Origin of the sequence: Citrobacter amalonaticus, assembly GCF_002918555.1 — a bacterium.
Taxonomy (GTDB): Bacteria; Pseudomonadota; Gammaproteobacteria; order Enterobacterales; family Enterobacteriaceae; genus Citrobacter_C; species Citrobacter_C amalonaticus_A.
In genome coordinates, this window is record NZ_PQMB01000003.1 from 837,618 (window position 1) to 854,035 (window position 16,418).

The following is a 16,418-nucleotide window of genomic DNA, read 5'->3' on the forward strand; positions in this document are numbered from 1 at the left end:
TTTGATCAGCCAATCGTTTTCCTCAACATGTAGTAGACCACAATGCCCGCAACCACAAGTCCACCGCCAAAACGGCGCAATGTATTTTCAGGTAGCTGCGTCATAGCAGAAATCATCTTTTTCCATGCGCGGGGATAGAGCATCGGGCCTAGCCCTTCAAGCACCAAAACCAAAGCAAGCGCCAGCCAGATTGTTGAGTTCATCGTGAGTCCTTATAAAAAGAAAACCACCGCATCCCTGAAGATGCTGGTGGTTTTGCTGGTCTAAAACCGCTGACGCTAATTTTATCGTGTTGTAGCGTTCGGTGTCTTCATGTAACGGAAGAAATCGCTGTCCGGGCTCATCACCATCACGTCCTGATTACCTTCGAAGCTCTTCTCGTAAGCACGCAGGCTACGAATAAAGGAGTAGAAGTCAGGATCCTGACTGAATGAGTCGGCAAACAGTTTCGCCGCTTCGGCATCGCCTTCACCACGCATGATGCGACCCTGACGCTCGGCTTCAGCCAGCGTTTTCGTCACTTCATAGTCGGCGGTCGCACGCAGTTTCTCCGCCTCTTCCTGACCCTGTGAACGGTGACGACGGGCTACCGCTTCACGCTCAGCGCGCATACGGTTGTAAATCGCCTCGGAGACTTCGGCCGGCAGGTTGATCTGCTTAATACGCACATCCACCACCTCGATGCCCAGCGCCGCCATACTGTTCGGGTTGACGACCGGCACTTTACCGTTGGTTTCAGCGGTCACGCGTTCAGCCGCTTCGGCAATCGCGCTATCCGCTGCCGGGGTCGCCACTTCATCTTCCGTTCCGGCAGAACCAGAGTTCAGCGCGTCACGCACTTCGAGCGTTAAGCGGCCACGGGAGTCGGTCACGATGTCTTTCACATCCAGACGACCAATCTCAGAACGCAAACGGTCAGAGAACTTACGTTTCAGCAGCACTTCCGCCTGAGAAATATCGCCGCCGCCCGTTGCCAGGAAGTAACGGCTGAAATCGCTGATGCGCCACTTGATATAGGAGTCGACAATCAGGTCTTTCTTCTCTTTCGTCACGAAACGATCGGCCTGGTTATCCATCGTCTGAATACGCGCATCGAGCATTTTCACCGATTGAATAAACGGAACCTTGAAATGCAGCCCTGGTTCATAAATCAACGGCTTCTTATCGCTATCGCGCACGACGCTGCTGAACTGGAACTTAATTCCGCGCTCGCCTTCTTTAACCACAAAGATTGAGGTGTACAGCACTACCAGCACGATGATGATAATCGCAATAACTGACTTACGCATCGTTATTCCCCCTGACGCTGGTAGTCGTTACGCTGCGCGTTTGCGCGGCGTTGGTCCATAATATCGCCCTGACTGGTGGACGAGGTGTTGCTTGCTCCGCGAGTGCTGCTGGATGAAGAAGATGACGGCAGACGCAGCAGATTGCTGGCATTGTTGTCACTCTTCGCCGCAGGCGCACTACCACCTTTCAGCATCTGATCCAACGGCAGAACCATCAGATTGCCACCCTTATCGTTAACCAGCACCTTACGGGTATGGCTCAACACATTTTCCATTGTTTCGATATACAGACGCTCACGGGTAATCTCTGGCGCAGCTTTATATTCCGGCAGGATTTTAGCGAAGCGCGCCACCTCACCCTGAGCTTCCAGGATGGTTTGCGTTCTGTAAGCACGCGCTTCTTCAAGGATACGCTGTGCCTGACCGTTTGCACGCGGCTGAACTTCGTTGGTATAGGCTTCCGCTTCACGGATGTACTGCTGTTCGTTCTCACGTGCAGCAATCGCGTCATCAAACGCGGCCTTCACCTCTTCCGGCGGACGAGCAGCCTGGAAGTTGACGTCCAGCAGGGTGATACCCATGTTGTACGGACGGATGGTCTCTTCCAGCTCACGCTGAGTATCGCTACGAATAACGGTACGACCTTCAGTCAGGATTCGGTCCATGGTGTATTTACCAATGACGCCGCGCAGCGCACTGTCAGTCGCCTGGCGCAGACTGTCATCGGCACTGGTCACACTGAACAGGTACTTCTGCGGATCGGTGATGCGGTACTGCACGTTCATCTCAACGCGCACCACGTTTTCATCAGAGGTCAGCATCACGCCGGAAGCGGCCAGTTCACGAACGGCCTCCACGTTCACCGGGGTCACTTCGTCGATGAACGTCGGTTTCCAGTTCAGACCGGGTTCAACCAGATGACTGAATTTACCGAAGCGTGTGACCACGCCGCGTTCCGCTTCTTTGATGGTATAGAAACCGCTGGCTGCCCAGATAATAACGATCGCTGCCGCCGCGATGGTGACAACTCGACCGCCCAGATGCGGGCGCGGGCCTTGCGATGAACTGCCACCGCCAGAACCGGTTCCCTTACCACCACCCAGACCACCGAGTTTTTTACTCAGTTTGCGGAAGATATCATCGAGATCAGGAGGCCCCTGCTCGCGACCACCTTTGTTTCCATTTCCCTCAGAGTTGCCGCCTGGTTTGCTGCTTCCCCACGGGTCGCGGTCTTGTCCGTTATTACCGGGCTGATTCCACGCCATGTTTGTGCTCCATATTTGTTATGCGATGCTATACCTGCGTCTTTTGCGCTGCAGATACGTTGGCTACGTCCCTCACCCCCAGTCACATAGTTGACTATGCTCCTGGAGATTTCAGGACTTGCCGCCTTCCTGCCGCACAAAACCCACAAGGTATAGAGGCGAAAAAATCTTCAGGCCATATCCGTCAGGTCAGACAACATAGTCTTCCAGTGCCGGTTCCTGTTTACAGAGGCGACGCCAGTCAACGATCGGCATACGAACCTGCAGACTTACGCTGCCGTCATCCTCCATCCACTCTTTTTCTATTGCCTGAAGCTGATAAAACCGACTTCTCAGACGCCCTTCCTGCGGCGGTAAACGCAGCGTATGCTGCGCAACTTCGCCAGAAAGTCGCTCTGTCAAAGCCTGAAAAAGCTGTGGTATCCCAACGCCAGTCTGCGCGGAAAGCCAGACTCGGATGGGTTTGTTCTCTTCATCTCTGTCAATACGCGGCTCAAAGTCGTCCAGCATATCGATCTTGTTCATCACCATCAGCGTTGGGATCTCGTGAGCCTCGATCTCTTCGAGAACCGTATTCACTGCGTCGATGTTCTCCTGCACACGCACATCCGCCGCATCAACAACGTGAAGCAGCAGAGTGGCCTGCCGGGTCTCCTGCAGGGTGGCTTTAAACGCCGCCACCAGATCGTGCGGGAGATGTCGGATAAACCCAACGGTATCCGCCAGTACGGTTTCCCCGACATCCACTACGTCAATACGACGCAATGTCGGGTCCAGAGTCGCGAACAGCTGATCTGCTGCATAAACTCTGGCTTCTGTTATCTGATTGAAAAGTGTGGATTTTCCGGCGTTGGTATATCCCACCAGTGAGACGGTCGGGACATCCGCTTTAATACGCGATTGTCGCCCCTGCTCACGTTGCTTCTCAACTTTTTCCAGGCGCGACTGTATTTGCAAAATGCGATTACGCAGCAAACGACGGTCGGTTTCGAGCTGGGTTTCACCCGGACCGCGCAAACCAATCCCGCCTTTCTGCCTTTCAAGGTGGGTCCAGCCACGGACCAGACGTGTGGCCAAATGACGCAGCTGCGCCAGCTCAACCTGCAACTTACCCTCATGGGTACGCGCACGCTGGGCAAAAATATCTAAAATGAGGCCCGTGCGGTCGATCACCCGACACTCGCACAAACGCTCCAGGTTACGCTCCTGAGCAGGACTCAATGCATGATCAAAAAGCACGACCGCAGCATTAGTCGCTTTCACGGCTTCCGCAATTTCAACAGCCTTACCTTCACCAACAAAATACTTCGGGTGCGGTGCTTTACGGCTCCCGGTAATCACCTGCATTGCTTCGACACCGGCGGAAGAGACAAGAGATTCAAACTCCTGAAGGTCTTCCATATCTTTGTCTTGCGAAAAATAGATGTGTACCAGCACCGCCTGCTCACCGGCATCATAACGGTCAAACAAGCGTTAACCTCTCAATATAGATCAGCGGGGAACGCAGACACCTGGCTCCCCGTGTGTAAAACAGCCCAAAGCCTTATTCGGCCTCTTCGCTGTCCTGTTGCGCAGAAGAACCCTGCGCGCTGCTACCGTGATGATAGTTACTGCCAGTGCCGCCACCCGCATTATTGCTGTGATGAGAAACCGGGCGAGACGGGACAACAGTAGAAATCGCGTGCTTGTAAACCATCTGGCTGACCGTGTTTTTCAACAGGATCACGAACTGATCAAAAGACTCGATTTGACCTTGCAGCTTAATACCATTCACCAAATAAATAGAAACTGGAACACGTTCCCGACGCAGTGCGTTCAGGAACGGATCTTGTAAAGATTGCCCCTTAGCCATTCTTTCTTTTCCTTATATGCTTATTTGTACTTATACACTTCATCCTTCAGGCTACCTCTGCGTTGGCCGCCTTGACGCAGCATGAATGATTTCGCGTATAGCTGAACCTTACTAAATTTCTGAAAAATTGCGCACGATACGCCTCAATTGTACACATTCAGTTCGCGATAGCACCAACAACCTGCAATACTTCGTTTCGTGCCTGGTCAGGCTTTTCACTGTCAAGCCAGTGGACCCCTTCCCAACCGCGCAACCAGGTTACCTGACGCTTCGCCAACTGCCTCGTGGCGCAAACACCTCTATAAACCATTTCATCATATGATATTTCGCCTTCAAGGTATGACCACATCTGGCGATATCCCACACAACGAATGGAAGGCAAGTCCGTATGCAAATCTCCTCGGGCAAAGAGCGCCCGGACTTCTGCTTCAAAACCTGAAGCCAACATCTGATGAAAACGCTGCTCAATTCGCTGATGGAGCAGTTCACGGCTCGCCGGGGTGATAGCGAACTGATGCACCTGATACGGCAGAGCGTCTCCCGACGTTTGCGTCAGTTCCGTTAAAGTTTTACCCGAAATGAAAAAAACTTCCAGTGCCCGGGAAAGTCTTTGCGGATCATTTGGATGAATTCGTGCCGCCGCAGTCGGATCGATATCCTGAAGCTGCCGGTGCAACGCATCCCACCCCTGCTCTGCTGCCTGCTGCTCAATTCTGGCTCTGATCTCGGGATCCGCCGAAGGTAACGGCGAGAGCCCTTCCAGCAATGCCTTGAAATACAACATAGTTCCGCCCACTAACAGCGGAATACGCCCTGCTGCAGTGATATCAGCCATCTCCGCTAGCGCATCGCGACGGAAATCTGCAGCCGAATATGCCTGCGACGGATCGCGGATATCCAGCAACCGGTGCGGGGCAGCGTTTAACTCTTCAGCATCCGGCTTCGCCGTACCGATATCCATCCCTTTGTAAATAAGGGCAGAATCAACGCTTATCAACTCTACTGGCAAAACTTTACGCAACGCAATGGCCAGCGCCGTTTTGCCGGAGGCCGTCGGCCCCATCAAAAAGATTGCCTTTGGCAGGCTCGCCTTACTTACTTCACTCATGTTTCAGGGTGTTTATAACCGAATGTAAATCAACAGGTTGTAACAAACCACCCGGCGGCGCCTTCACAAGCTGCGGGCATAACCGCTCAACATCCGCTAACAGAGTAATGGCCTGGGCAATGCTCCACTGCGGATGTTCACTTATCAAATTACGTGCAATCCACTGGGCAATATTGCCAGGTTCAAATTCAGACTGCTGCGCCAGGTAGCCTATCAGTTCAGGAATCAAGATTTGTAAATTTTGTTGGCGTAAGGGTAAAGGCACCGCGCGAATGGTCACATGCTGGGCATCAACCTGAAATTCAATCCCTAACGACACCAGCTGGCTCTGCGCTTTCTCCAGCGCCGCTTTTTCATCAACGGTCACTTTTAAACGCAGCGGAATTAACAACGGCTGGGCACAAACGGGCTCCTGTCCCGGCGTGAGCTGCGCCTGACGCAGCCAGCGCTCGGCAACCGGCAGCGCCAGCAGCTGAATCTGCCCCTCGCGTTCAAGCAACGCACAGTCGTGCCCGACAATCGTTAACACACGACCAAAACTCTGACAGTGACCTGCCAGTAAAGGTTCAATCGGTTCCGGCATGGGTGCTTTGTGCACCGGAGCCGGCGTTTTCAGCAGTTGCCGATAAACTTCACCTTGCTTCTTCTGGTATCCCGGATGAGCATGCGGCCAGGTTCCCGCTGGCTGATGCCCGCCGTGCCCCTGTTCCCCTGGCGATGCAGTAGAGTAGCGCGGCGTTGCCGATTCACGCGCTATCGCAGGCTCGGCAAAGTGGTTACGTCCGGCTGCGACGCGGTTTTCAGGGATACGTCCTGTCGCGGGTTCGTCATCGGATTCCAGCGGCAGCGGCGACGCCAGCTGCTGTTGCAGCACGCTCAGTACGCCCTGATAGATAAAATCATGCACCAGACGTGACTGATGGAAACGCACCTCATGTTTGGCCGGATGCACATTCACATCAACCTGGTGCGGATCGATTTCAAGGTACAACACGAACGCCGGCTGCTGATCGGCGCCCAGTTTATTTTCGCACGCCTGGCGGATGGCGTGATTGATTAACCGGTCGCGCATCATGCGTCCGTTCACATAGCAATACTGGATCTCCGCCAGCGCCGTAGTAGTGTGGTTTGGATCCGCCACCCAGCCGCGCAGCGTTAAATCACCGTGCTGCCATTCAATCGCCAGCGCCTGCTCCAGAAATGGGATACCGCAAATCGTGCCTAACCGGCGTTCCTTCTGCCCGTCCTGCCCAACCGCCCGGTATTGACGCACCATCTTGCCGTTGTGCGACAGATTAATAGTGACGTCGAAACGTGCCAGCGCTATACGGCGAATGATCTCATCAATATGATTGAATTCGGTTTTCTCGGTGCGCATGAATTTGCGCCGTGCCGGCGTGTTGTAAAACAGATCCAGCACCTCCAGCGTCGTTCCCACCGGATGTGCCGCCGGTTTGACCGTCACGTCCATATCACGCCCTTCCGCATATGCCTGCCAGGCTTCTTGTTGTTCCGCGGTCCGCGAGGTGAGGGTGAGACGTGAAACTGAGCTGATACTGGCCAATGCTTCGCCGCGGAACCCCAGGCTGACGATCGCTTCGAGATCGTCAAGCGAGGCGATTTTACTGGTAGCATGTCGCGCCAACGCCAGCGCCAGTTCGTCCTTTTTGATGCCACAGCCGTTGTCGCGGATGCGAATCAGCTTCGCCCCACCGCGCTCGATGTCAATGTCGATCCGCGTGGCCCCCGCATCGAGGCTGTTTTCCACCAGTTCTTTGACTACCGACGCAGGTCGTTCGACCACCTCACCTGCGGCAATCTGGTTCGCCAGTTGTGGCGGTAAGACCTGAATCGGCATGCTTATTCCTTAGTTAATCAACGACTCACCCGGTGACACAGCGCTGGCAGTTTGTGCCGGTGCCCCTTGCGGAGCGGATTGCAGCGGATGTGCCTGGAAGTAGTTGCGTAGTCCTTTGTAGATCGCGTCTGCCAGCTGTTGCTGATAGTCATCGCTCGCCAGCAGGCGCTCTTCGCTGCTGTTACTGATAAAGCCGGTTTCAACCAACACCGACGGAATATCCGGAGAGCGTAATACGCCAAGGCTGGCATGTTCCGGGCGACGCTTATGCAAAGAACCAATACGTTGCAGCTGACTTAGCATATTTGTCGCCACATCATACCCTACGCGCTGGGAATGGCCGAACTGCAAATCCAGCACTGCCTGGCTTAAGTAGGGATCGGACTGGCTGTTCGCCAGCACATCGCCCGCCCCGCCCAATAGCTCAGACTGCTTCTCATGCTCTTCCAGCCAGTTCGCCATTTCACTGTTAGCGCGGCGGTTCGAGAGCACCCACACCGAGGCACCCGTGGCGCTACGGTTTGGCGCGGCATCTGCATGAATCGATACCAGGAAGTTCGCGTTTTGTTTGCGCGCCACGTCGGAACGCCCCATCACAGAGATAAAATAATCGCCGTCGCGCGTTAATACCCCTTTGAACATCGGATCGTCATTAAGCAACGTGCGCAGTTTACGGGCCACCGCAATAGTGACGTTTTTCTCACGCGTACCGCCGGGGCCAATCGCGCCGGGATCCTGACCACCATGACCGGCATCAATCGCGATGACGACTTTATCGTCGTTGCTTGAAGAGGCTCGCGCCGCCGGACGCGTGACCGTATTGCTGCTGGTAACGGCAGTTGTACGGTCGTTACCAGTCTTAAACGGATTCCGCGCAGGTTCGCCCGGACGCGGAGTCACACCCGGCGCCTCGGCGCGTTTTGCCACAACTGGCGGCGGAGGTGGCGGAGGCGGTACGTCGGCATTGATGGTGAAAACTACGGTATAGTTTCCCCCGTTTTGTCGTTTCACCGCTTCGGTTTTGCCGTTTTCAGTGAGATCCACCATCAGGCGCAGAGACTGCGCGTCTTTCGGCGTACCTGAACGGATCGACTTCACCAGGTTATTACCGCTAAACACCAGCGGCAGTCCCTGAATCACGCCGGTCTGCTTAATATCCAGCGCGACAGCACGTTTACTCTCATGGGAAAACGCATAATCAGGATCGCCAATAAAACTGAGCGTAATTCGCGCCTGCCGTTCGCCATTGGAAACCTGAATATCGGAGAGGCTGGCAGCACCGGACTGCGCGCACAACAGGACCAGCGTGGCTACCAACCAATTTCTGATGCGATAAATCATCCCGCCACCCTTACGGTTAACCGGCTAAACGCGCCAGTAACAAATTACCTGATGAGGAGACAGCGCTAATGCGCGCCTCACGACCTTGCGCCTGGTAATCTATGTGTATTTCGACGTCCGGGTCAGGGAGTACACCTTTACCCTGTTGTGGCCATTCCACCAGGCAAATGGCATCGTTGGCAAAATAATCGCGGATCCCCATAAATTCCAGCTCCTCAGGGTCCGCAAGGCGATATAAATCGAAATGATATACCATCAGGTTATCGAGGGAATAGGGTTCAACCAGGGTGTAGGTTGGGCTTTTGACATTACCTTTATGGCCCAGCGCCTGCAAAAATCCCCGGCTAAAAGTGGTTTTACCTGCACCCAGGTCGCCGTACAAATAAATTACGGTGGCGCCCTTGCAGGCGTTGGCCACCCGTAGCCCCAGGTCTAAAGTTGCCTGCTCGTCAGGGAGCGGTATGACTCGATTCATCATGATATACGTCAATCACATCAGGGTTAACAATACGCTGTAGCGTGGAAAAAAGATCGGTCGCCAGCATGCCGCGAGTACCGAAACGCGCCGCGAGCACATCCGCCGCCGCGCCGTGGGCGACGCATCCCGCACACGCTGCATCATACGGGGTAAACTTCTGTCCGAGCAATGCGCCAATGATTCCGGAGAGCACGTCCCCCATCCCGCCACTGGCCATTCCAGCATTGCCCGCATCAACAATCCCTAAACCGTGCGGCTCTGCGGCAACGACCGTCCCTGCGCCTTTCAGCACCACAACGCCGCCGTACCGTTTTACCAGGCGCTGGGCAGAATCTAAGCGATCGTTTTCAATTTCTGCGACAGCACACCCCAGCAGTCGCGCAGCTTCGCCCGGATGCGGCGTGATCACGCGATTGTGACGTTTATCAGGGCTGATTGCCAGCAGGTTCAACGCATCGGCGTCCCACAGCATGGGTTTGCGAAAATTCTCAACCTTCTGCAACGCTTTCTTGCCCCACTCCTGCTGCCCGAGGCCGGGGCCAATCACCACGACATCGGCCCATTCCAGGCTGTCGTCAAGGGACTGCGAGGTCAGCTCATGAACCATTAACTCAGGCCGGGCGGTCAGAAGTGGCGCGATGTTTTCGCTGCGCGTAAGCACGCGAACCAGCCCCGCTCCGGCACGCAGCGCCGCCTCGCTGGTCATACGAACGGCTCCGGCCGTTCCGCGATCGCCGCCAATTATCACCAGTCGACCATGATCGCCTTTGTGCGATGTCGCACGCCGCGGAGTTAGCCAGTGCGCGAGCAATGAGGCATCAAAGCGCTGAACGGGTACGGCCTGCCCCGCCAGCCACGCTTCCAGCCCTAACGCATCGACATGCAAACAGCCAACAACATCGCGCGCCTTCCCGGTCAAAAGCCCGGGTTTAAGCGCGACAAACGTAACGGTATGCGAAGCGTTAATCACAGCGCCCGGCGTCGTCCCCGTTTGAGCCAACAGGCCAGAAGGTATGTCAATCGCCATAACCGGTGCAGGGTGAGCATTGGCGCGCTCAATGAGTCTGCTGACAGGTGCGCGCGGGGCTTGTTTCAAGCCGGTGCCCAGCAGCGCGTCAATAATGACATCCACGCCTTCTGGCCAGAGGATATCTGAGGCATGAATCACGCCACCGGCATTTAGCCAGGCTTCGCGCGCCAGCGAAGCCTCTTCAGGTAGCGGCTTGTCACTCTCCTGCGTCAACAGCGTCACGGTAATGCCCACCGCTTTTGCCAGACGTGCCAGTACATATCCATCGCCGCCATTATTTCCATGACCGCAGAGCACCAGCCATTGGCGGGCGTCAGGCCAGGCACTCCGGGTCGCATGAAACGCCGCCTCTCCCGCCCGTTGCATCAGCTCGTACAACGTCAGTCCTAAACTGTCTGCCGCCTCTCGCTCCATCCGCCTGATGTCGTCGGCGGGCCAGATGGAGTGTGGTATACTTATGAGGTTTTTCTTCATTGTATGGTCCGTCATGTCAGAGCCCCTCGATCTCAGTCAGTTAGCGCAAAAAATTAAGCAGTGGGGGCTGGAACTGGGCTTTCAGCAGATCGGTATTACCGATACCGACCTTAGCGGAACCGAACCCAAACTGCAGGCATGGCTGGACAAACAGTACCACGGCGAAATGGAGTGGATGGCGCGTCACGGCATGATGCGCGCCCGGCCTCACGAACTTTTGCCAGGAACGTTACGCGTCATCAGCGTACGCATGAACTATCTCCCTGCCAACGCCGCCTTTGCCAGCACGCTGAAAAATCCCACACTGGGTTACGTCAGTCGCTATGCGCTGGGTCGTGACTACCATAAGCTTCTGCGTAACCGCCTCAAAAAGCTGGGTGAGAAAATCCAGCAACATTGTGTTTCGCTGAATTTTAGACCTTTTGTCGATTCCGCGCCCATTCTTGAACGCCCCCTGGCTGAAAAAGCCGGGCTTGGCTGGACGGGTAAGCACTCACTTATCCTCAACCGCGAGGCGGGTTCCTTTTTCTTTCTTGGCGAGCTGTTGATTGATCTCCCCTTGCCAGTCGATCACCCCGTGGAGGAAGGATGCGGGAAATGCGTCGCCTGCATGACTATCTGCCCAACAGGCGCCATTGTCGAGCCTTACACCGTTGACGCCCGCCGCTGCATCTCCTATCTCACCATTGAGCTGGAAGGGGCAATTCCAGAAGCATTCCGAGGATTAATAGGCAACCGTATCTATGGCTGTGACGACTGCCAGCTTATTTGTCCATGGAATCGCTATTCGCAGCTGACGGAAGAAGAAGACTTCAGTCCGCGCAAAGCGTTGCACGCGCCGGAGTTGATCGACCTGTTTGGCTGGAGTGAGGCCCGTTTTTTGAACGTCACAGAAGGCTCCGCGATTCGACGCATTGGCCACTTACGCTGGTTGCGAAATATTGCCGTCGCGCTGGGCAATGCGCCCTGGAATGATGCCGTTTTAACAGCGCTGGAAAGCCGCAGAGGTGAGCACCCACTTCTCGACGAACACATAACGTGGGCGATTGCGCAGCAAATTGAGAAACGAAACGCGTGCGTGGTTGAGGTACAGCGCCCCCAAAAACAGCGTCTGGTCAGAGTGATTGAAAAAGGACTGCCACGGGATGCCTGAATCATCCACAGCTTGTGTATAAAAATAAAAATACATTGCGATTCAAGAGGGAAAAATTCGTCAAGTGATCGCGTTAACAAATTGAAATGATATTTAATCATTAAAATTCAGTTATTTACAACGATACCCTTCACCAGGCGAAGTTTCTTGCCTTCCAGGATTTTTGCCCCGTCCTGTGGATAAGTTTGTTCACAAAAGTGTGTCACAGGCGAAACAAAAGAGCCACAGCGCGATAATTGTTTGTGGATAATTTTATGAGGGTAAGAATCTGGAGCGGGAAACGAGACTCGAACTCGCGACCCCGACCTTGGCAAGGTCGTGCTCTACCAACTGAGCTATTCCCGCTTAATCTTCGTCTTTCAGAAAGCTCTCTGAAAGCCTGTGATTGGGTGGTGCGTATCTGCTGATACTTTCAAATTTGGAGCGGGAAACGAGACTCGAACTCGCGACCCCGACCTTGGCAAGGTCGTGCTCTACCAACTGAGCTATTCCCGCTTAATCTTTGTCTTTCAGAAAAGCTATCTGAAAGTCTGCGATTGGGTGTCTGGTACTGCTATCAAATTTGGAGCGGGAAACGAGACTCGAACTCGCGACCCCGACCTTGGCAAGGTCGTGCTCTACCAACTGAGCTATTCCCGCTTAATCTTCGTCTTTCGAATGCGTTATCCGAAATCCTGCGATTAAATTTGTTGCTGCCGTAATTCACATTTCTGCGTCGTTACGGGAGGCGCATTATACGAGAAATCCGTTTAGCTGCAAGCCCTCAAACGCATTTTTTCGTGATTTTTGTTCGAGTGCTGATTTAATCACCAAACACGACCAAAAATGAGCAAAGAGTGGGCAATACAACAAAAAACTTTTCACACGCCGCCTGAAAGCACATCATCAGGATGACGCTTTGCGCGAACAAAAGAATAGCACGGTGTCTCAGGAAACCCACTACACAACAATCAATATCAGGGAAAAAGATGAAAAAAAGTTTTCTCTTCATGCTATTAGCCAGCCTCTCCATTCACGCCGCTTCCGCATCCGCCAGAACCTTGCATTTTGGCACCTCCGCCACCTACGCGCCGTATGAATTCGTGGATGCAGATAATCACATCGTCGGTTTTGACATTGACGTCGCCAACGCGGTCTGCCAGGAAATGAAGGCGGAGTGTGCGTTCACTAACCAGAGTTTTGATAGCCTTATTCCCGGCCTTCGCTTCAAGAAGTTTGATGCGGTGATTGCCGGTATGGATATGACGCCCACGCGTGAACAGCAGGTCTCTTTCAGCCAGCCATACTATGAAGGGCTCTCTGCCGTGGTAGTCACCCGCAAAGGCGCTTACCACAGCTTCGCCGATCTGAAAGGGAAAAAAGTCGGTCTGGAAAACGGTACCACCCACCAGCGTTATTTACAGGATAAACAAAAAGAGATCACGCCAGTCGCCTATGACAGCTACCTGAACGCCTTTACTGATCTGAAAAGCAACCGTCTTGAGGGGGTTTTTGGCGACGTTGCAGCAATTGGAAAATGGCTCAAAAACAATCCGGATTACGCCATCATGGACGAGCGCGCCAAAGATCCTGAGTACTACGGCAAAGGATTAGGGATTGCGGTACGTAAAGGCAATGACGCACTGTTGCAGGAGATCAACGCTGCGCTCGACAAGGTGAAAGCCTCGCCGAAATATGCGCAGATGCAGGAAAAGTGGTTCACGCAGTAATTCAGCGCCGGGCCGCGATATTAGCGCCCCGGCCCCCATTACAGCTTAATAAAATTCTCGCGATACCAGGCCAGTTCAGCCACCGATTCGCGAATATCATCCATCGCCTGGTGCGTTCCCTGTTTGGTAAAACCATCCAGAATTTCCGGCTTCCAGCGACGTGCCAGCTCTTTCAGAGTACTCACATCCAGATAGCGGTAGTGGAAATATGCTTCCAGCTCCGGCATGTATTTGAACAGGAAGCGACGGTCCTGGCCGATACTGTTCCCACAAATCGGCGATTTACCCGCAGGCACCCACTCTTTCAGAAATGCAATGGTTGCCAGCTCGGCTTCACGATCGCCCATCGTGCTTGCTTTCACGCGCTCCACCAGCCCACTCCCGGTATGTGTACGTACGTTCCAGTCGTCCATTAATGCCAGCTGTTCATCCGACTGATGTACGGCGATGGTTGGCCCTTCTGCCAGAATATTCAGGTTGGCATCGGTGACCAGCGTAGCGATTTCAATTATGCGATCGCGCTCGGGATCCAGACCGGTCATCTCAAGATCGATCCAAATCAGGTTGTTTTCATTCGCACTCATGCTATTTTCCACCCTTCATACGTCACATTCGGTGTGACTACTTTCATTTAAAATTGTGTGTATCATAGATGTTTTGCCCGTAATGGGCGACCAGGAGCCAGTACGATTGAGTAAAAATAAACTCTCCAAAGGCCAGCAGCGCCGCGTGAACGCGAATCACCAGCGTCGTCTTAAAACGTCTAAGGAGAAGCCCGACTACGATGACAACCTGTTTGGCGAAACCGCTGAAGGTATTGTCATCAGCCGTTTTGGCATGCATGCCGACGTTGAATCTGCCGATGGCGATATTCACCGCTGCAATATCCGCCGCACAATCCGCTCGCTGGTGACCGGCGACCGCGTGGTCTGGCGTCCAGGCAAAGCCGCGGCCGTTGGGGTCAACGTTAAGGGCATCGTCGAAGCGGTCCACGACAGGACATCGGTACTGACGCGCCCGGATTTTTATGATGGCGTGAAACCTATCGCCGCCAACATTGACCAAATCGTCATTGTCTCTGCCATTTTGCCGGAGCTATCGCTTAATATTATCGATCGCTACCTGGTTGCCTGCGAAACCTTACAGGTTGAGCCTATTGTCGTCCTCAACAAAATCGATCTACTGGACGACGAAGGAATGGCATTTGTTAACGAGCAAATGGATATCTACCGCAATATTGGCTACCGCGTGTTGATGGTTTCCAGCCACACGCAGGATGGCCTGAAGCCGCTGGAGGAGGCGCTGACTGACCGTATCAGCATCTTTGCCGGACAGTCCGGCGTGGGCAAATCCAGCTTGCTGAATGCGCTGCTGGGCCTGAGGGAAGAAATTCTCACCAACGATGTCTCTGATAACTCTGGTCTTGGCCAGCACACCACCACCGCAGCGCGGCTGTACCATTTCCCACACGGCGGCGATGTGATTGACTCACCGGGCGTACGCGAGTTCGGCCTGTGGCATCTTGAGCCGGAACAAATCACCCAGGGCTTTGTCGAATTTCATGACTATTTAGGGCACTGCAAATACCGCGACTGTAAGCATGACACCGACCCTGGCTGCGCCATCCGTGAAGCGGTAGAGAATGGAAAAATTGCGGAAACCCGTTTCGAAAATTATCACCGTATTCTTGAAACGATGTCGCAGGTAAAAACGCGTAAAAACTTTTCTGATACGGATGACTGACAACTAAGCTAAGCGTCGTTAGAATCGTCCCCTTTTTTCAGGATCCGGCATGAACGCCGGATCAGGAACGACAGAACAATGGCCTGGAGGCTACCTTGTTAAACTCATTCAAACTTTCGCTACAATACATTCTGCCAAAACTATGGCTCACTCGCCTGGCGGGCTGGGGCGCGAGAAAGCGAGCGGGATGGTTAACTAAACTGGTTATCGACCTGTTCGTGAAGTACTACAAGGTTGATATGAAAGAGGCGCAGAAGCCGGATACCGCCAGCTATCGCACTTTTAACGATTTCTTCGTTCGCCCACTGCGCGACGACGTCCGTCCGGTGAATACCGATCCGAACGTACTGGTGATGCCCGCTGACGGCGTGATTAGCCAGCTTGGGAAAATCGAAGAAGATAAAATCCTGCAGGCAAAGGGGCACAACTACAGTCTGGAAGCGCTGCTGGCAGGAAACTACCTGATGGCAGATCTGTTCCGTAACGGTTCATTTGCCACCACCTATCTCTCGCCGCGTGACTATCACCGCGTACATATGCCATGTAACGGCATTCTGCGCGAGATGATCTATGTGCCTGGCGATCTGTTCTCCGTCAATCACCTGACGGCGCAGAACGTGCCGAATCTGTTTGCCCGCAACGAACGCGTTATCTGCCTGTTTGATACTGAATTTGGCCCAATGGCGCAAATTCTGGTGGGCGCGACCATCGTTGGCAGCATCGAAACCGTATGGGCGGGCACCATCACGCCGCCGCGTGAGGGCATCATCAAGCGCTGGACCTGGCCTGCAGGCGAAGCAGAAGGCTCAGTCGCCCTGCTGAAAGGTCAGGAAATGGGCCGCTTCAAGCTGGGTTCAACGGTTATCAACCTGTTTGCACCGGGCAAAGTCAATCTGGTCGAAGAATTACAAAGCCTGTCAGTGACTAAAATTGGCCAGCCGCTGGCTATCTCTACCGAAACATTTGTGGTGTCTGAAGCGGAACCCGCTCCGTTGCCTGAAGAAGAGATCAAAGCCGAACACGATGCCAACCCGCTGGTTGATAACAAACTGGTTGATGACAAAAAAGACGAAATCTAATACATACTAAAAACCCTTCTGGTGGCTTCAAAACGGCTG

At 53.9% G+C, this 16,418-nt stretch carries 15 protein-coding genes and 3 tRNA genes; 4 read left to right on the forward strand and 14 right to left on the reverse strand.

Features of this window, described 5'->3' with window-relative positions; all coding sequences use genetic code 11:
* Nucleotides 1–5: 5 nt before the first annotated feature.
* The 10 genes from C3432_RS16740 to nnr form a co-directional block, all read right to left on the reverse strand.
* Nucleotides 6–203: a DUF2065 domain-containing protein gene (locus C3432_RS16740; RefSeq protein ID WP_042321436.1), complete on the reverse strand. Its 198-nt coding sequence runs from the start codon at nucleotides 201–203 to the stop codon at nucleotides 6–8.
* 81 nt (nucleotides 204–284) lie between these two features.
* Nucleotides 285–1,289, reverse strand: coding sequence for a protease modulator HflC (gene hflC / locus C3432_RS16745; RefSeq protein ID WP_103777674.1), 1,005 nt, complete (start codon nucleotides 1,287–1,289; stop codon nucleotides 285–287).
* Between the two features lie 2 nt (nucleotides 1,290–1,291).
* Nucleotides 1,292–2,554, reverse strand: a complete 1,263-nt coding sequence (hflK, locus tag C3432_RS16750; protein ID WP_103777675.1) for an FtsH protease activity modulator HflK — start codon at nucleotides 2,552–2,554, stop codon at nucleotides 1,292–1,294.
* 189 nt (nucleotides 2,555–2,743) lie between these two features.
* Nucleotides 2,744–4,024 (reverse strand): ribosome rescue GTPase HflX, encoded by a 1,281-nt coding sequence (hflX, locus tag C3432_RS16755; RefSeq protein WP_103777676.1) that lies wholly within the window; start codon nucleotides 4,022–4,024, stop codon nucleotides 2,744–2,746.
* Between the two features lie 73 nt (nucleotides 4,025–4,097).
* Entirely contained in the window at nucleotides 4,098–4,406 is a 309-nt protein-coding gene (gene hfq, locus C3432_RS16760) for an RNA chaperone Hfq (RefSeq protein ID WP_103777677.1), read from the reverse strand.
* A gap of 157 nt (nucleotides 4,407–4,563) precedes the next feature.
* On the reverse strand, nucleotides 4,564–5,514 hold the full coding sequence (miaA, locus tag C3432_RS16765; RefSeq protein WP_103777678.1) for a tRNA (adenosine(37)-N6)-dimethylallyltransferase MiaA: 951 nt from the start codon (nucleotides 5,512–5,514) through the stop codon (nucleotides 4,564–4,566).
* Nucleotides 5,507–7,372 carry a DNA mismatch repair endonuclease MutL gene (mutL, locus tag C3432_RS16770; protein WP_103777679.1) on the reverse strand — a complete coding sequence of 622 codons (1,866 nt, stop codon included), beginning with the start codon at nucleotides 7,370–7,372 and terminating at the stop codon, nucleotides 5,507–5,509. Before mutL ends, miaA begins: the two co-directional genes overlap by 8 nt.
* 9 nt (nucleotides 7,373–7,381) lie before the next feature.
* A complete protein-coding gene (gene amiB / locus C3432_RS16775) occupies nucleotides 7,382–8,713 on the reverse strand; it encodes an N-acetylmuramoyl-L-alanine amidase AmiB (RefSeq protein WP_103777680.1) in 1,332 nt (443 codons plus the stop codon).
* A gap of 16 nt (nucleotides 8,714–8,729) precedes the next feature.
* Nucleotides 8,730–9,191 (reverse strand): tRNA (adenosine(37)-N6)-threonylcarbamoyltransferase complex ATPase subunit type 1 TsaE, encoded by a 462-nt coding sequence (gene tsaE / locus C3432_RS16780; RefSeq protein WP_103777681.1) that lies wholly within the window; start codon nucleotides 9,189–9,191, stop codon nucleotides 8,730–8,732.
* Nucleotides 9,163–10,710: a bifunctional ADP-dependent NAD(P)H-hydrate dehydratase/NAD(P)H-hydrate epimerase gene (gene nnr / locus C3432_RS16785; RefSeq protein ID WP_103777682.1), complete on the reverse strand. Its 1,548-nt coding sequence runs from the start codon at nucleotides 10,708–10,710 to the stop codon at nucleotides 9,163–9,165. The genes tsaE and nnr overlap by 29 nt, the downstream gene beginning before the upstream one ends.
* Here nnr and queG point away from each other — a divergent pair.
* Nucleotides 10,709–11,848 (forward strand): tRNA epoxyqueuosine(34) reductase QueG, encoded by a 1,140-nt coding sequence (queG, locus tag C3432_RS16790; RefSeq protein ID WP_103777683.1) that lies wholly within the window; start codon nucleotides 10,709–10,711, stop codon nucleotides 11,846–11,848. The genes nnr and queG overlap by 2 nt on opposite strands.
* A 269-nt stretch (nucleotides 11,849–12,117) precedes the next feature.
* Here queG and C3432_RS16795 read toward each other — a convergent pair.
* From C3432_RS16795 to C3432_RS16805, 3 genes are all read right to left on the reverse strand, one after another.
* Nucleotides 12,118–12,193, reverse strand: a tRNA-Gly gene (locus C3432_RS16795).
* 74 nt (nucleotides 12,194–12,267) lie between these two features.
* Nucleotides 12,268–12,343 (reverse strand) — tRNA-Gly (locus tag C3432_RS16800).
* 68 nt (nucleotides 12,344–12,411) lie between these two features.
* Nucleotides 12,412–12,487: transfer RNA gene (locus tag C3432_RS16805), tRNA-Gly, on the reverse strand.
* Nucleotides 12,488–12,816: 329 nt separating this feature from the next.
* Here C3432_RS16805 and C3432_RS16810 point away from each other — a divergent pair.
* A complete protein-coding gene (locus tag C3432_RS16810; protein ID WP_103777684.1) occupies nucleotides 12,817–13,557 on the forward strand; it encodes an arginine ABC transporter substrate-binding protein in 741 nt (246 codons plus the stop codon).
* Nucleotides 13,558–13,595: 38 nt separating this feature from the next.
* On the opposite strand, the gene orn is transcribed toward C3432_RS16810, so the two are convergent.
* Complete coding sequence (gene orn, locus C3432_RS16815; RefSeq protein WP_103777685.1) at nucleotides 13,596–14,141, reverse strand: oligoribonuclease; 546 nt, start codon at nucleotides 14,139–14,141, stop codon at nucleotides 13,596–13,598.
* A 106-nt stretch (nucleotides 14,142–14,247) separates the two neighbouring features.
* Between orn and rsgA the strand changes: the two genes are divergently transcribed.
* Complete coding sequence (gene rsgA, locus C3432_RS16820) at nucleotides 14,248–15,300, forward strand: small ribosomal subunit biogenesis GTPase RsgA (RefSeq protein ID WP_181012937.1); 1,053 nt, start codon at nucleotides 14,248–14,250, stop codon at nucleotides 15,298–15,300.
* 95 nt (nucleotides 15,301–15,395) lie between these two features.
* The gene (gene asd, locus C3432_RS16825) at nucleotides 15,396–16,379 is read left to right on the forward strand and encodes an archaetidylserine decarboxylase (RefSeq protein WP_103777687.1); all 984 of its coding nucleotides are present in this window, start codon (nucleotides 15,396–15,398) and stop codon (nucleotides 16,377–16,379) included.
* Nucleotides 16,380–16,418: the final 39 nt, after the last annotated feature.

Bases quoted from the DNA above. Each gene is read 5' to 3' on its own strand.
- hflK (WP_103777675.1), bottom strand. From the start codon at position 2,554: ATGGCGTGGAATCAGCCCGGTAATAACGGACAAGACCGCGACCCGTGG.
- mutL (WP_103777679.1), bottom strand. From the start codon at position 7,372: ATGCCGATTCAGGTCTTACCGCCACAACTGGCGAACCAGATTGCCGCA.
- orn (WP_103777685.1), bottom strand. From the start codon at position 14,141: ATGAGTGCGAATGAAAACAACCTGATTTGGATCGATCTTGAGATGACC.
- nnr (WP_103777682.1), bottom strand. From the start codon at position 10,710: ATGACGGACCATACAATGAAGAAAAACCTCATAAGTATACCACACTCC.
- hfq (WP_103777677.1), bottom strand. From the start codon at position 4,406: ATGGCTAAGGGGCAATCTTTACAAGATCCGTTCCTGAACGCACTGCGT.
- hflC (WP_103777674.1), bottom strand. From the start codon at position 1,289: ATGCGTAAGTCAGTTATTGCGATTATCATCATCGTGCTGGTAGTGCTG.
- amiB (WP_103777680.1), bottom strand. From the start codon at position 8,713: ATGATTTATCGCATCAGAAATTGGTTGGTAGCCACGCTGGTCCTGTTG.
- queG (WP_103777683.1), top strand. From the start codon at position 10,709: ATGTCAGAGCCCCTCGATCTCAGTCAGTTAGCGCAAAAAATTAAGCAG.
- C3432_RS16740 (WP_042321436.1), bottom strand. From the start codon at position 203: ATGAACTCAACAATCTGGCTGGCGCTTGCTTTGGTTTTGGTGCTTGAA.
- C3432_RS16810 (WP_103777684.1), top strand. From the start codon at position 12,817: ATGAAAAAAAGTTTTCTCTTCATGCTATTAGCCAGCCTCTCCATTCAC.
- tsaE (WP_103777681.1), bottom strand. From the start codon at position 9,191: ATGATGAATCGAGTCATACCGCTCCCTGACGAGCAGGCAACTTTAGAC.
- miaA (WP_103777678.1), bottom strand. From the start codon at position 5,514: ATGAGTGAAGTAAGTAAGGCGAGCCTGCCAAAGGCAATCTTTTTGATG.